Annotated in this window: 12 protein-coding genes and 1 tRNA gene; 8 read left to right on the plus strand and 5 right to left on the minus strand. The window is 58.6% G+C overall.

What is annotated here, in order from left to right:
• Positions 1-194 precede the first annotated feature (194 nt).
• From NA78x_RS11860 to NA78x_RS11875, 4 genes are all read left to right on the plus strand, one after another.
• Entirely contained in the window at positions 195-1,187 is a 993-nt protein-coding gene (locus NA78x_RS11860) for a glycosyltransferase family 2 protein (RefSeq protein WP_425618663.1), read from the plus strand.
• 4 nt (positions 1,188-1,191) lie between these two features.
• The gene (locus tag NA78x_RS11865) at positions 1,192-2,238 is read left to right on the plus strand and encodes an NAD-dependent epimerase/dehydratase family protein (RefSeq protein WP_425618664.1); all 1,047 of its coding nucleotides are present in this window, start codon (positions 1,192-1,194) and stop codon (positions 2,236-2,238) included.
• A 105-nt stretch (positions 2,239-2,343) separates the two neighbouring features.
• Positions 2,344-3,279, plus strand: a complete 936-nt coding sequence (locus tag NA78x_RS11870) for a dihydrodipicolinate synthase family protein (protein ID WP_425618665.1) — start codon at positions 2,344-2,346, stop codon at positions 3,277-3,279.
• A 47-nt stretch (positions 3,280-3,326) separates the two neighbouring features.
• The gene (locus NA78x_RS11875) at positions 3,327-5,327 is read left to right on the plus strand and encodes an FG-GAP repeat domain-containing protein (RefSeq protein WP_425618666.1); all 2,001 of its coding nucleotides are present in this window, start codon (positions 3,327-3,329) and stop codon (positions 5,325-5,327) included.
• A gap of 9 nt (positions 5,328-5,336) precedes the next feature.
• On the opposite strand, the gene NA78x_RS11880 is transcribed toward NA78x_RS11875, so the two are convergent.
• The gene (locus tag NA78x_RS11880) at positions 5,337-6,512 is read right to left on the minus strand and encodes an AI-2E family transporter (RefSeq protein WP_425618667.1); all 1,176 of its coding nucleotides are present in this window, start codon (positions 6,510-6,512) and stop codon (positions 5,337-5,339) included.
• A 5-nt stretch (positions 6,513-6,517) separates the two neighbouring features.
• Positions 6,518-7,912, minus strand: a complete 1,395-nt coding sequence (locus NA78x_RS11885) for an AI-2E family transporter (RefSeq protein ID WP_425618668.1) — start codon at positions 7,910-7,912, stop codon at positions 6,518-6,520.
• Positions 7,913-8,274: 362 nt separating this feature from the next.
• Between NA78x_RS11885 and NA78x_RS11890 the strand changes: the two genes are divergently transcribed.
• Positions 8,275-8,348 (plus strand) — tRNA-His (locus NA78x_RS11890).
• Positions 8,349-8,394: 46 nt separating this feature from the next.
• Here NA78x_RS11890 and NA78x_RS11895 read toward each other — a convergent pair.
• Positions 8,395-9,153, minus strand: coding sequence for a hypothetical protein (locus NA78x_RS11895; RefSeq protein ID WP_425618669.1), 759 nt, complete (start codon positions 9,151-9,153; stop codon positions 8,395-8,397).
• A 535-nt stretch (positions 9,154-9,688) separates the two neighbouring features.
• Here NA78x_RS11895 and NA78x_RS11900 point away from each other — a divergent pair.
• On the plus strand, positions 9,689-9,937 hold the full coding sequence (locus NA78x_RS11900) for a hypothetical protein (RefSeq protein ID WP_425618670.1): 249 nt from the start codon (positions 9,689-9,691) through the stop codon (positions 9,935-9,937).
• Between the two features lie 266 nt (positions 9,938-10,203).
• On the opposite strand, the gene NA78x_RS11905 is transcribed toward NA78x_RS11900, so the two are convergent.
• Positions 10,204-11,211 carry a glycoside hydrolase family 5 protein gene (locus NA78x_RS11905; protein ID WP_425618671.1) on the minus strand — a complete coding sequence of 336 codons (1,008 nt, stop codon included), beginning with the start codon at positions 11,209-11,211 and terminating at the stop codon, positions 10,204-10,206.
• A 183-nt stretch (positions 11,212-11,394) separates the two neighbouring features.
• Here NA78x_RS11905 and NA78x_RS11910 point away from each other — a divergent pair, with 183 nt between their 5' ends.
• Together NA78x_RS11910 and NA78x_RS11915 are read left to right on the plus strand one after the other, a co-directional pair.
• Positions 11,395-11,811: a hypothetical protein gene (locus tag NA78x_RS11910; protein WP_425618672.1), complete on the plus strand. Its 417-nt coding sequence runs from the start codon at positions 11,395-11,397 to the stop codon at positions 11,809-11,811.
• Complete coding sequence (locus tag NA78x_RS11915) at positions 11,808-12,350, plus strand: hypothetical protein (protein ID WP_425618673.1); 543 nt, start codon at positions 11,808-11,810, stop codon at positions 12,348-12,350. The genes NA78x_RS11910 and NA78x_RS11915 overlap by 4 nt, the downstream gene beginning before the upstream one ends.
• Positions 12,351-12,367: 17 nt before the next feature.
• Here NA78x_RS11915 and NA78x_RS11920 read toward each other — a convergent pair whose 3' ends face one another.
• The gene (locus tag NA78x_RS11920) at positions 12,368-14,698 is read right to left on the minus strand and encodes an NPCBM/NEW2 domain-containing protein (protein WP_425618674.1); all 2,331 of its coding nucleotides are present in this window, start codon (positions 14,696-14,698) and stop codon (positions 12,368-12,370) included.
• Positions 14,699-14,826 lie beyond the last annotated feature (128 nt).

A 14,826-nucleotide genomic window follows, 5' to 3' on the forward strand; every position in this document is an offset into this window, starting at 1 on the left:
GAGTTTGAGTCAAGGGTTTTATCGACGCAGTCGATACAACCCCTACACTTGGAAATTGAGCTTCATCAATTCTTAACACTCCTGACAGCCTTCTGCGGCCTCTGCCGCTAGCATAAGTTCGTCTTCGCGCGGGGACGTGGTTGGGGTACATATTCTCCACCCAGATTTTCTTCCCCCCGCGATTGGCTGTAGACATGGATGTCTCGATCGTCGTTCCCATTCACAACGAATTGGAGAACATCACTCGTCTGCACGAGCAGGTAATCGCTGCGCTCGCACCGACCGAACTCGATTTCGAACTGATCCTGGTCGACGACGGCTCTCATGACGGCAGCACACTCCGGCTGCGCGATTTAGCCCAGCAAGACAATCGCGTGCGCGTCATCGAGTTGCGGCGGAACTTTGGCCAGAGCGCGGCGATGCTCGCGGGCATTCGCGAAAGCCATGGCACTTACATCGTGACCATGGACGGCGACCTGCAGAACGACCCGACCGACATCCCGCGCATGGTCGCCAAGCTGGAAGAAGGCTACGATTTGGTGCATGGTTGGCGGCGCGATCGCAAAGATCGCTGGCTCGACCGCAAGCTGCCCTCGTTGCTGGCCAACAAATTGATCTCGCGCGTCACTCGCTTTGCGGTTCACGACCTGGGTTGCACACTCAAGGCCATGCGCCGCGAAGTCGCTCTGGAAATCGAACTCTACGGAGAGATGCACCGGTTCATTCCGATTCTCGCCGACATGCGCGGTGCGAAGTGCGTCGAGCTGGAAGTGAAGCATCACCCCCGGCTATTCGGTACGACGAAGTACGGCATCAATCGCACGTTGCGAGTCTTTCTCGACTTGCTCACCGTCACCTACTTGAAGCGTTATGCCGCGAGCCCGATGCGACTCTTTGGTCGCTGGGGTCTGATCGCCAGTTGTGTCTCGATGCTGCTCCTGGGCGCGGCCCTTGTTTACGGCGTCATGTCGAACGAGGCAAATCTGGGTCTCATCATCGGCGGCTTGCTGACGATGGGCATCAGCGCCCAGTGCTTTGGCTTGGGGCTGCTTGCCGAAACCGCTTCTCGCATTTATTTCGCCGGTCGAGATGAAGCCGTGTATGCCGTACGTCATCGCTGGGAGCAGACGACCGCTGGCTCGGCGAACAGTTCTCGGCCAATCTCTCGTTGGCGAAAGGCGGGTTAGCAGCATGACCATTCTGGTTACTGGTGGTGCCGGCTTCGTGGGCAGCCATCTGCTGCCGCTACTGCTGAGCACGCGCGGCGAACGGATTGTGTGCCTCGATAACTTCAACGACTCGTATTCCGTCGATCGTAAGTGGGCCAATCTGGCTCCCTTCGATGGCCACGGTCGCGTCACGATCTGTGAGGGTGATATCCGCGATGCCGGCTTGCTTGCGCGACTCTTTGCCGACGAGAAAATTCGCTATGTAGTTCACTTGGCTGCGCATGCAGGTGTGCGGCGCAGCGTGGATGAGCCTCACGAGTACCTCGATAACAACGTGAACGGCACGTTGACACTGCTCGAGCAATGCCGTCGCCAGCCACTCGAGCGCGTGGTAATTGCCTCGTCGTCGACTGTTTACGGCAAGCAGGCACAAGTGCCCTTTGTCGAAGATGCACCTCTCGGCACCGCGGCCAGTCCGTACGGCGCGACGAAGAAAGCGACCGAGCAACTGGCTCAAACTTACTATGAGTTGCACGGTGTCCCCACGGTTTGCGTGCGACCCTTCAGTGCCGTCGGCGCGAGGATGCGTCCCGATCTGGGCCTGAGCGTGTTTGCCCGTACCATGCTCGCGGGGCAACCCTTGCCGCTGTTTGGCGACGGCTCGATTCGTCGGGACTTTACGCACGTTCACGATATTTGCAAAGGGATCGTCGCCGCTCTGGATGCGCCGCATATTCTCGGCGAGTGCTTCAATCTGGGGAACGACCAGCCAATTTCGATTCGCGACATGATTGGCTTGCTCGAACGAGAATTGGGCTGCCGGGCGCAGATTAAAACCTTGCCCGCGAACCCCGCCGATCTTCCAGCGACCTGCGCGGATCTGACGAAGTCTCGCCGCCTGTTAGGTTACGAACCTCAAATCGCCGTCTCGCAGGCAGTGCGTGAGTTCTGCGCGTGGTTCCGCCAGGAAGGGGTCTTCACTTCGCATCTGCCGGCCCTTTCGCCCGTCTCGTTACCGCTGCCCGAGCGTTCCGCACCCCCTACCCTGCCCTTCCGTCGGGCGGCCTAACAAGATTTATGCTCGGCGCCGGTTGTAATGGCCAGCAGTCTGCCGAGAGAAAAAAATCGCGGCGGAGCATTCGACTCTGCGCTGGTCTCGGGTTACAAGGGAGGGATGAACACCTCCACTTTTCCCCGCCCGTTACGTGGTATTGTCCCGCCTCTCGTCACTCCCCTCGCTGACCGCGGAGAGCTCGATCGAGCTGCCTTGGCGCGCATCATCGAGCGGATGATCGAAGCGGGCGTCGCCGGCATTTTTGTCCTCGGCACGACGGGCGAAGCGCCGGCGCTCGATTATCGCCTGCGTTACGAGCTTGTCGAAGCAGCGAGCGAGATCATCGCCGGTCGCGTACCGATGCTGGTCGGAGTGACCGACCCTTCGCTGACAGAAGCTCTCGACCTGGCACAGCATGCAGCGGCCAGTGGCGCGTCGGCAATTGTCGCGGCACCTCCCTATTACTTTCCGCTTCAGCAGCGCGACTTGCTGCGGTACTTCACGTTGCTGGCCGAGCAATCTCCATTGCCGCTGTTTTTGTACAACATGCCGGCCTGCGTAAAGGTGGAAATTAGCATTGCCACCACCGAGGCATGCACGCGGCTGCCGAATGTCTGTGGTGTGAAAGATAGTGGCGGCAGCCTCGATCACTTTCGCCAATTGTTGGAACTGCGATCCCTGCGTCCCGATTGGTCGGTGTTGATCGGCCCCGAACATCTGCTCGCCCAGAGTGTCTTGATGGGAGGGGATGGCGGTGTGAACGGCGGTGCCAATTTGCAGCCGCGACTCTTTGTCGAATGGTACGAGGCGGCCGTGGCCCGCGACTCGTCGCGCGTTTTAGAGTTGGGGGACAAAGTTCAAACTCTCGGTCAGATCTACAAGCAGGCCGATGAGTTTATGGCTGTCGTGCGTGGGCTCAAGTGTGCCTTGTCGCTCGCCGGCCTGTGCGACGAACGGCTGGCGGAACCGATTCAGCCCTGCGATGCCAAAGTGCGCGAACGAATCGCCGGCATCGTCGAGCAACTAGGGCTGTTGGCAGCGACCTCCCGAGCGTGATAATTGGGCGGACTCATTCGCCTCTCACTTGCTCGGGAGCCGCCATCATGCGCGCCTTGCTCGTTTGCCTTGCCGTTCTGTTCACCACGCTCGGCTCTTTAACTTCCGCAGCTGAACTCGAACGGCTGAAGCACAATAATCCGGGCTTGGTGGTCGATCTGGGCGTCGGCTTGTGGGCGTGGCCCGTTCCTGCCGATGCCGACGGCGATGGCGATAACGACCTGATCGTGGTGTGCCCCGATGTTCCGTACAACGGTACTTATTTGTTCGAGAACACGGCCGGCAAAGTGAAAATGCCGGTCTTTAAGCCGGGCAAGAAACTGAGCAACGGCGCTTTCCAGGTTACGCCTTCTTACATCACCGAAGAGGCGGGCAAGACAACCGTCCGCGTGATGACACCCGGGAATGAATATCCCGATTTTCTTCGCACCGGTCTCGCTACTCCCCGGAAGTTGCCGCTGACGGTGAATGTGCACGGAAGCAAGATCCGCTTCAATCAGTGGCGGTATGTCGACTACAACGGCGATGGCGCGCTCGACTTGACGATCGGCATCGAGGACTGGGCAGACTATGGTTGGGACCGGGCTTTCAACGAGCAAGGCAAGTGGACGCGCGGTCCGCTGCACGGCCACATCTATTTGCGATTGAATCGCGGCACTACCGAAAAGCCGGATTACGCCGAACCAGTCAAGATGCAAGCTGCGGGCAAAGTGCTCGATACGTTTGGTTGCCCTTCGCAAAGCTTTGCCGACTTCGATGGCGACGGCGATCTCGACCTGATCTGCGGCGAGTTTCTCGACGGCTTCACGTACTTTTCCAACATCGGCACGCGTCAAGAACCGGAGTACGCCGCTGGCCAGCGAATCATGCACCAAGGCAAACCGCTGCTGATGGATTTGCAGATGCTGATCGTCGTGCCGTTCGACTGGGATCAAGATGGCGATGCCGACCTGATTGTCGGCCAAGAAGATGGTCGCGTGGCCCTTGTCGAGAATGTTACCCAGAAAAAGGGCTCGGTTCCTGAGTTCGCGCAGCCTCAGTTCTTTCAGCAGGAAGCAGACGAAGTGAAGTTCGGCGTCTTGTGTACGCCCGTGGGCTTCGACTGGGATGGTGACGGCGACGAGGACATCGTCAGCGGTAACTCGGCCGGCTACATCGGCTGGATCGAGAATCTGGGCGCAGCTTCGAAGACAAGCCTGCCGAAGTTCGCCGCGCCCAAGATGTTTGAAGTCGATGGCGAGGTCATTCGCATTCAAGCGGGCACTAACGGCAGCATTCAGGGACCTGCGGAAGCTAAGTGGGGCTACACCACCATCAGTGTCGCCGACTGGGATCACGATGGCTTGCCCGATATTGTCGCCAACAGCATTCTGGGCCGCGTGGTGTGGTGGAAAAACATTGGCAGTCGCCAGGCTCCTAAGCTCGGCAAGATGCGTTCGGTTCAGGTCGAATGGCCAAGTACTCCGCCCAAGCCCGCGTGGACTTGGTGGAATCCGGCAGCCAAGGAACTTGCTACTGAATGGCGGACGACTCCGCTGGTGCATGACTTCACCGGTGATGGCCTGAATGACCTGGCGATGCTCGACCACGAAGGTTATTTCGCCCTCTTTCCTCGCGCGAGTGTGAAGGATCAAGCGAATCCTTCGTTTCCCTTTAACTCGCTCGTGCTACTTCCTCCTCAACGAAACTTTTACGGCATCGGGGGAAGCGAATTCGACGGCGCTGGTAAGAAGTTGAACAAGGCCGATGGTCTGTTGCGATTGAATGTCGGTGAGGCAGGCAAAAGTGGCCGGCGTAAGCTGACCGTTGCCGATTGGGACGGCGATGGTCTGGTTGATCTGATCACCAATGGTCGCAATGCCACGTTCTTCAAATGCTTGAAGAGCACCAAGGACCGCATCGAACTGCAAGACACGCGCGCTCTCGATGAAAGGCAACTCGCCGGGCATGATACGAGCCCAACAACCGTCGACTGGAACGGCGATGGTCGGCGCGATTTGCTCGTTGGTGCCGAAGATGGCTTTCTCTACTTCAAGCTGAATGAGTAACGCTGCGGGTTAGTTGCTCATTTCCGGCTTGGCGATCTCGCGATGCTGTTCGACCAGGTCGAGCAGCCGCTGCTTGAGGCTGAGTAGTTCCGGCGGAACTTCCTCGGCCGCGGCAAACCTCGCTTCGAGTTGGGCCACACGATCGACGAGCGCGGTGCTACTAGAGATCGGCGACTGCTCTTGTACGAGGCGAGGATAGGCTTGCCGAACTAAAATCTGCAGAACGTAGCCGACCATGGGTCCAAAAATCAGCCCCCAAAAACCCCAGAGAAAAGTCATCACAATGGCCGCGAGCGCGATCCAGAGCGAGTTGTAACGATCGCGTTGGAAGAGCTTGGGCTCGACCACAAATTCGAGCAAGATCAGGACGAGCAAAATCGCGACCAAGGCCAACCAGCCTTGCGTAGTCACCCAGGGAGCATCGAGGTCGACGAGCTTCGGCGACGTCAGCACCAGCACCACGGCTGAGGCGAAGAGTGTGCCGAGCCAAGGAATGAGCGTTAACGTACCGGCCGCAATAGCGACGAAGGCCGCGTAACGCAGGTCGAGGACCATGAAGACGATCCACAGCAGGTACACGGCCAGCAGAAACTGGATGATCTCACTGCGCAGGTAAGCTCCCACTTCTCGCTCCATGGCCTGCCACATTCGCTGCGTGCCCACGCGGCGGCGCACGGGGACCAGCGAGAGCCACAGCCGTTCGAAGCGTTCGCGGTCCAGGGTCCAGTAGAAACTCAAGGCGAGACAGATGCCGCCGAAGGCGCTGAGCTGAAACAGGTTCGAAGCGGTGCCAATCAATGAGGGAAGCAAGCCGCCGAGCATCGGCAACGTAGGATCGCCTTCTTGATTCTTGGTGAGTTGGACGGCCCAGTGATTGGGCGAACGCTCGGCGAACGAAGCAATGGCGGTCGAGACATCGGCTTGCAGATCATTGAGATTGTGCAGCAATTGGGGAGCAATCATGCAGATAAGCGCGCCCAGCACCAAGGCGCAGAGCCCCGCTACCAGGCCGGCTGCCATCGCCGAGCCAAAACCACGGCGTTTGAGGTATTCGACCGGTGGATGCAACGCTGCAGCGACCACCAGCGAGGTGAGGAAAATAGCGATCGCCGTGCCAGCTCCCCAGAGCGTGACCAGAGCCAGCAAAGTCACGGCGACAACGAGCGAGTGTTTGGTAAACGTCATCAACTTCATCGGGTCACCGGTATGATCTTCGGAGGGCCGTCGGGCTCCAGGTCGTCTTCGCGCACCATATCATCGAGCGCGACGGCGAGCGTTTCGATTTCGGCAAAGCTTTCGGTCGCCCAGTTGTCCACGGGACTATCTTTTTGCCGCTGCTGGCGTTTGATGTCGTGAATCAAGTCGAGTAACTGATAGTGCAACACGCCTGCTGCGTCGCGACTCGTCGTGAACTCTTGCTCCTTGAAATCTCCCAGTAGCACCAGGCGTTCGAAGAGGGTCTGCGAAATGGCGGCGAGCGGGATCGCGAAAATAGCACCGATGGTTCCGAACAGGGCCCCGAAGGCCACAATTGCCAGCAAGGTCACTACCGCTCCGATTCCTACTGAACGGTCCATGATCTTGGGAACGAGCAGATAGTTTTCGAGCGTTTGAATGAGCATGGCGGCACCGATTACGAGCGCCGTTTGTTGGGGCCCGAGTGTCAGGGCGACCGCGATGGCCGGAATGGCACCCAGCGTCGGGCCAATGATCGGAATTGCCTCGAGTAAGCCCGCCACGAGCGCGAGCAGCAAGGCGTAGGGCAAACCAATCACCAGGTAGGCAATCAAGCTGAGTAAACCCACTGCCGCGCACAAGACCAACTGCCCGCGAATGTAACCACCGAGCTTGCCCAGCAGTTCGTCCACCAGGCTCTCATAAAAGGTCCGGCGATAATCGGGGGCCAGTTGCAGAATTGAGCGAATTGTTTGCTCTTCATTGATCGACCAGTAGAAGGCGAGTACGCCGACGGCCAACACTCCCAGAATCCCCGTGGTGACTTGCAGCACGATATCCAGCGGTGAGGTCTCGCCGCCACCCACGCCGGCCCCCAACTTCATCAGGTTCTGATACTCGGGCATTTCGCTGGGCAAGCGACTGCCGAAGCTGCGGAGCACACGATGCTCGGATCCGACGAGATAGACGCGGCCTTCGTCGTACCAGCCAGGGAGTTTCTGCGCGATACTTTGCCCCTGATGGATCAATTCCGGTACGAGAGCCACGACGGTCCCAGCCAGAATGAGTGTCAGCAGGCCATACACGGCAATGGCCGAATGCACGCGGTTAAGACCGCAACGATTCACCAGCAGTTCGATGCTGGGCTTTAAGGCGGTGGCAAGTACGACGCCGCCAAACAACATCAGGCCAACGTGCCGCAGCCAAACGATTCCGATTCCCAGCAGCACCAGACTGGCGACAATCAGCGTGGCGGCGATTGTCTTGCGGATTGTCCACGGCTTTTTGGTCGGCGTGGCAGTCTCTGGCGTTTCCTCAGGCGAGGACGCCTCAATTTGGGCGCGCCGCGGACCGCCGCCCGTTTTATCGGGCTGTGGCAAGGACGTAACAGGAGAACGGGGAGCGGGCATGGGCAGGCTTCTCGCGGCAGCAGTCAGAGCGAAGGTCACCCCCTTCGTTGCGCGTGCTGATAAGCAGTTACCGTGCCGAATCGCATGGGGCTGCTTGATTTCTCGGCGCGATCGCAGCCCGGCGGCCTAACCTGCGGTAATTTGCCCCGAATCTGCCGGTTATGGCTGCCTCGACCAAAGTTGCGCTGGCCAACTTGAGCCACGAAGTTGAACTTTACAATCCTGCCGATCCTGATTGCATCTCCAACAGCCTGAAACATTTGCGGACATCGTACGCTGACAGAAAGCAGGGGTTACTCGTGTTGCGGTGCACCGTTGCCTGCAAACCGAGTGATTGCTAAACTGGTTGGCTGTTCGTAATGGTGGCTGTAGCTCAGTTGGTTAGAGCACTAGATTGTGGATCTAGAAGTCGCGGGTTCAAGTCCCGTCAGCCACCCTTTTTCTTTTGCACGCTGAATGGGCCGAAGCCCGGAGTTTCGGGGCTATTCCCGCGAATAAGCGTGCGCGGGTTCGTAGAATCCGTTGTGGCTCGCACGATATTCATCATTCGCGATTCGCTGTGGCGGCACTGGCCTGCCCAGGTACCGCGTCTTACCGAGCCATTCCAGCCACATCAGACGCTGCGCGTACCTTCCTAGTTCGGCAAAGCGATCGGGCGTCACATCAATGGTTTGGGCCCCAGTCTCCTCCTGGTACGCCTTCACGATCTCTTGATGGGAGTGGTGCAGATCGAAGATGTTGCCACCGTGCTGCACAACTCCCCAGAGATCCTCGTTTGATCGGCAGCGACTTACCAGTGTTGGATGAATGATCGATTCAATGACTCGACCGTCGTCGAAAAACGTCATGAAATCAGGAATGACTTCGTCATCGGTTACGCAAATCGAGCCCTGCGTGCTGGGGTCGTTGGAGAGGAAGCAGCGAGCAATAATGCGCCGCGGCCAAGGTTGCAACTCGTAGTCACCCGCAGGCTGATAACCGCGCACGATGAAGTCTTCCGTCAGCCGCTCCCAGGCCTGATTCACATTACTCGGTATCTCGTCGGGACGCAGCTTCCGGTATCTGTAAGGCACATAGCGGTGCTTCGATAGGAAATAGACCACGATCGCCAACACCAAAAAGCCGGAGAAAAGGTAGACAGTCGTATCGCGATCGACGAACCCAAAGCGGACCAGTCGTGAGAGGATAAATCCGCCGATTGCGAGCGTGGTCCAAACAGTCGGCCAGAAGTTTTTGAACATCGCCTTTCCCCAGACCTCGAGTGGAAAGAATGGGCCGGAAGCCCACTCAACCGTATCTCAATTCGCCCGGGGTGGTCGCCTGTACGGCTAGTAGGTCGCTCCTTTGGCCGAGGAATCGGCATGCGCAGCCGCAGAATCGGAACAGGCAGATGAGCCGAGAGGCTTCGTCGGTTCTACGGCTAATTGACCAAGTGAGGCTTCGTAAAAGACTGCGTTATTGCCGCGGTTTGCGAGGCGAACTATATTCGACGTCGAAGTGGCTAAAGCGTCGTTTTCAGCGTGTCGCCGTCGAGCCTTTTTTCGTGGGTTGAGACAATTTGGAGTTGGCTGGGAAGGTCGGAAATGGACCAAGCGGCGAATTCTTCGGAAGCCGATGCCACACGGGACGATGAGCAGCAGGGATCTTCGTCTCTGTGCGCCTGCCCGGTGTGCGGCGGCCATCTGATCGAGATTCGAGCCAAGTTTCAATGCGAGCGGTGTCACCGGATCTGCGAAACGTGCTGCGAAGGTGGCCGCGGTTGAGAGAAGGTGCTCTTTGTCGGTGTTCATGAACGAAGAAAGCCCGGGCGTGATAAGAGAAGAGACCGTTCGTGCAGGATTACTGGTATTTCGGTTCTTTCCTGTAATGTTTTTGGTGGTAATTGTGGTAGCGATACTTCGTCGTACAGCGGCTGCGAATATGATTGTGGTGACCGGCATCGCTGGAATAGGAGCGTGGTTTTTATTGGAACTTTGGCTACGCAAGCAACTGCGAATCGCGCGCGAGAAACGACGTGATGGGTGAATCGATCGGTGCAGAGATCGTGATCCGAGTGAGTGACTAGGCTCACATCGAAGTGTCTCGGATTAGGGCCGAAAATCGACGTAACTTACGTCTCACCCAAACGGGTGGCGTTCACAAACCCCGCCGGTTTGCGAAGGCGAGGTGCCATAACTCTCGAGAACGGCGCACATGCGCGTTTAAACCACCTGGGGGTTTGTGAATGAAGTTTTGCCAACGGACAACCCCGGACGTGATTTACGTCGAGGGTGGCGGCTCGCGGGAAACGCCTAGTGCTTCAGCAGAGCGTCGCGGAGGTCTTCTCGCCAGGCTTTCTGCTCGCGGTCATACACGCTGAACTCGGCACCGAATTCCCAATAGGCCCAGCTGAAACCGCGGGCTTCAGCTTCGCGAGTGATGGCTGCGGTCCAGAGCACTCGGCTGGCATTGTCGGCCTTGCGGAACGCGCCGAACTCACCCAGGTAGATTGGTCGCTGGTGCTCCTTGGCCCAAGCAGCAGTGGCGTCGAACTCTTTGGTGATGGCCTTCAGTTCCGCTTCGCTGCTGGTCCATTTCTTTCCCAGCCAGCGATCGGAGTCCTTCACCCAGTGGGCTCCTTGGTGGGTGAACTCGAACGGATTGTAGTAGTGGACCGTGACGATCAAATTCGGATCGTCGGGCAGCTTGAATTTGCCGAGGGCCCACATACCATTCCAAAAGGGCGGGCCGATGATCACAGGCCGTGTGGGATTGGTTTCGCGAACGGCGGCCAACAGCGGCGGAATGGCTTCGGTCCAGGCATTGTCCTTGTTGAGCTCTTCGTGTGGCTCGTTCATGAGCTCGAAGACCAGCCAGTCGCCCCGGTCCTTGTACCGAGCGGCAATCTGCTTCCAGATGGCCATCGCCCGCGGCAGTTCCTCCTTGGGCCTGGCATCCAGTTCGTTGTAGTGATGATGATTGAGCACCACCCGCAGCTTGCTCGCTTCGGCCTGGGCGAGAAGCTCATCAATTCGCTGGAAGAACGTGTCGTCGACTTTGTAGGGAGCTGCTTTGGCCGTGTGTGCGGTCCACTTCACCGGCAACCGCACATGGGCAAAGCCGGCCTGCTTGATGAGCGGGAAGAACTCCGCTTCGATCTTCATGCCCCACTCGCCCTCTTTGGGAGCTTCGAGGGCGTTGCCCAGATTCACGCCCCGGCCAAGGGCTTTGTTTGCGGCGAAAATATCTTGAGCCTTGAGGTGCGGCGTAGCGAGCGCCGCCAGAAGCGTCATGATGATTGAAAGGAACGAAGGATTCATAGCAGCTTAACCAGAGAGGTGTCTTAGCGAAGGTCACGCGGAGCGCTTGTCCGCACTCTAGTCCTTGCCGCTGGGGCGAGCAATTGGCCAGGCGAAGCCATGAGCGGCAAGTTATCTTGGCGCGACGAACTCAGTTAGTAAGTTGTCCCGCAATCGATATTCATGCTGCCAGAGACGTGCCCCATGTTGACCCGTTCGAATCGTTCGCCCGCTTGGATGTTCTGGATGCTGTGGGCGGCAGCAATCTACAATTTGGCCTGGGGAAGCTTGGCCATCTTCTGGCCGAACTTGGCATTTGCCTGGGCCGGCATGGAGTTGCCGAACTATCCCAGCCTGTGGCAGTGCATCGGTATGATCGTGGGCGTATATGGTGTGGGCTATGCGATTGCCGCGTATGATCCCGTGCGGCATTGGCCCATCGTGCTGGTGGGCTTGTTGGGAAAGGTATTCGGGCCGATTGGCTTTGTCTGGGCAGCCCTGCAAGGCGAGCTGCCTTGGATTGCCGGTTGGACCAATGTCACGAATGATTTGATGTGGTGGATTCCGTTTAGTATGGTTCTGTGGCATGCTTGGAAATCGTCGCAGGCGGAGGTTGCATGAATCAGGCGTCGTTAAAGCCGGTGGTGCAACGCGTGTTGCAGGAGTATGTGCTCCCCCGCGACGGTGTGCACGGTGTCAGCCATTGGGCCCGCGTGCTGGAGAATGGCTGGAAGCTCGCGGCCGAGACCGGCGCGAATCCGCGCGTCGTTGGCCTGTTTGCCGTGCTGCACGACTCGCGGCGGTTGAACGAAGGTCACGATCCGCAGCATGGTCCGCGGGCCGCAGAGTTTACTGCCGTGCTGCGAGGCGAACGGTTCCACAGCATGCTGTGCGATCTGTCTGACGACGAGTTCTCGCTTCTCTATCGTGCTTGCTACGACCATACGCACGCGAAAACCCATCCCGATGTGACCGTGCAGACTTGCTTCGATGCCGACCGACTCGACCTCGGTCGAGTGAATGTTACGCCGCACCCGAGTCGACTGTGCACCGACGTGGCAAAGCGTCCTGAGGTCATCAAGTGGGCTGACGGTCGCGGCGCATTTCACGTGTTGCCGGAGTTCGTGCGGAGCGACTGGGGTCTTGAGATCGCGGTATAGACCAGCACGCGAGCGGCCTACTTCACCACGACAAATCCCGCGTCGGCCCAAGCAGCGGAGCTTTCGTAGAGACCATCGGCGCCGTTGATGAGAGTGAGTTGCTTACCGCCAGCGGGAAGTTCTAGTTCGATCAACTCTGCGGGCTTCAAGGCGGAAACCTTTTGCCGCTCCCATAGCACCTTGCCATCGACCATCACCCGCATCGCGCCGGAACTATGTCGGCAGCCACCCACCGTCGCAATAAAGGTCCGATACTCAGGCTTCAGTTCAAAGACCAGGTGCGAGTTGCGCGTCATGCCATAGCCGCCGGTCCGCATTTGGCCCAGAAAGCGAATGGGCACGGCGTTACGAGCCGAGTAATGGATCATGTCTTTTTGCGGCGCGCGATTGCCTCCGTGAGAGCTCTCGACGAAGACTACATCAGTGAGTTTCACGTCGACCTTGGGCAATTCGCCACTGGCCGGCAAATTGCCGATCGCGGTCCGCAGCGAGCAATCCTGCCAGACGAGTTTCACGCCGCGAGGTCCGCCGCTGATCGTTAAATCGAGCGTGACTTCCTGGCCACGAAACGCCTGTAAGTCCCACCAGTAGGCGAGCGCATCCGAGATCATCTCTTCGCGCGAGTCGCTGAAGCGATTGTTGCGGCGAATCCAAGGACCGACGTATTTTTCGTGGCGAGTAGCCATTGCTTCGCGGTCTTCGCTGGTGCGCCAGTCTTGCAACTCGCCATTCACTTTCAGTTCGAATTCCTGCTCGGTGGGATTGCGTGAGACCGCGGTGGCAAACTCCAGCACATCGCACGCTGGCGAAATACTCGCCTGGCGTCTCAGTTGCAGTTTGGCATCGGCGGGAATCGCTAGTACCGATTCCCAGCGATCGGCCGCTTCGTTCCAGCGCTGGCTGATCGACACGTGCGACCAGTCATCTCCTTGCTGCTGCCACGAACCCAGTCCCGGCAAGCTTTGGGCAACAGCTTCGGGCCGGCGAAGGAACAGCGGATCAATCTCCACCAGCGGCGCGAGCCAGCAAACGTCGTCACGGATATCGAGCGGGTCTGCTCCGGCCGGACGATCATCGTGCGCGTTGTCCGTCACTAGCGCCACCGCGTTCAGTTCGCGCAGATCAATGGGCCCCGTTGCACGGGCGCCATCACTTCCCTGCAACGTGCCACTTTCCCAAAGCGCAGAGCCTGACTTGCTCACGGCTGTATCCCAGGTAGTGATCGAGCAGCGAACACAGCCACCCTTACCAGAGATGGGATCAATCCCCACGATGGTCGACAGCGACAGCGCTCCCTCAGGCAGCGTGAAAATGATCGTGCTCGTAGCATGAGCTGAAATTCCCAGGTCGGATTCCGATTCGCCTGCGGCAACGGTTGGCCCCGCTTGTGACTGGTTACGCAGCCACGGGCGAGGTTGGCCGATCAATCGCTCATTCACCAGAGTCGTAGCGGGCAATAGCGAGAGCGGCACTTCATTCGTCGCGCGGTAACCGATCCAGGCGATCTCACCTTCGGGAATAGCGACGGGGTGCGAGCTCCAGGCTGGCTGAACGTAGTACATTACCTCGACCGTTGAGCCCCGACGCGAACGGCTTCGTTCGACCTCGCGCGAAACACGCGACGCGGTTAGCACGGCCCCGCTGGTGAAAGCCAGACGCATGATGGCCGGTCCGGTGATGCTGCCTGCACTCAGGCTGTCTTCGACTACCGCAGTCAGTTGATCGATATTGGGAAAAACGACGTCGGCCAGTTCCGTAAACGCAGCCTGCACGATGCCGTCGTCGGTCAAGATCGACAGGCCATATTCTTGCCAGCGAATGCTCGAACCCTTCAGCTGGCGACCATCGTGCAACAGCACGGTGCCTGGTTCGGGTGCTGGCTTACGCTGGCGCGACTCATGACCGATGATGCGCTGGACGCGGTCAGTCCTGACGGTGACACCCGTCCCATCGACGGGCATCAGCGGAGAATCGAGTTGCAACCGCACCCGCTGAGGCTGGCCTTGCCGCCCTTCGGTCGCAGCTAACTGTCGCGGCAAGCCATTGATCACGTCGCCATTGGCCATGACGACCAGCGGAGCCTTGAGTTCCACCTTCGCTTCGTGATCGCGAATCAGCCGCACCGGATCTTTGACTGCAAACAGATCTCGCCGGCCGAGTTGAGAATTCGCATTGCTGCCGGTAATGGGCCACGCGCTCAGATTGCTCGCGGCCACACGCTCGCCACTACGAAAATGGGCCGCAAACCGTCCGCTCTCCCCTGCCCTCTCCGACTGCGCAAGCAAACTTCCGCACGCTGACATCAGCAGCGCGAAGTAAACGCTCGGTTGGAAAGAACGAAATCTCATAGGCCAGAGTCCGTGGCGAGAGACAAAACTGATCCAGGCGGGGGCAGGAGAGTTAGGTGAATTGTAAACCAGCAGTGCAGTAAATGCTGCGGGAAAGTGTTGAACCACTTGTCCGGTTTTAGCTGCTA

The sequence above is a fragment of the Anatilimnocola aquadivae genome, assembly GCF_049819085.1.
In the GTDB taxonomy this organism is placed as follows: domain Bacteria; phylum Planctomycetota; class Planctomycetia; order Pirellulales; family Pirellulaceae; genus Anatilimnocola.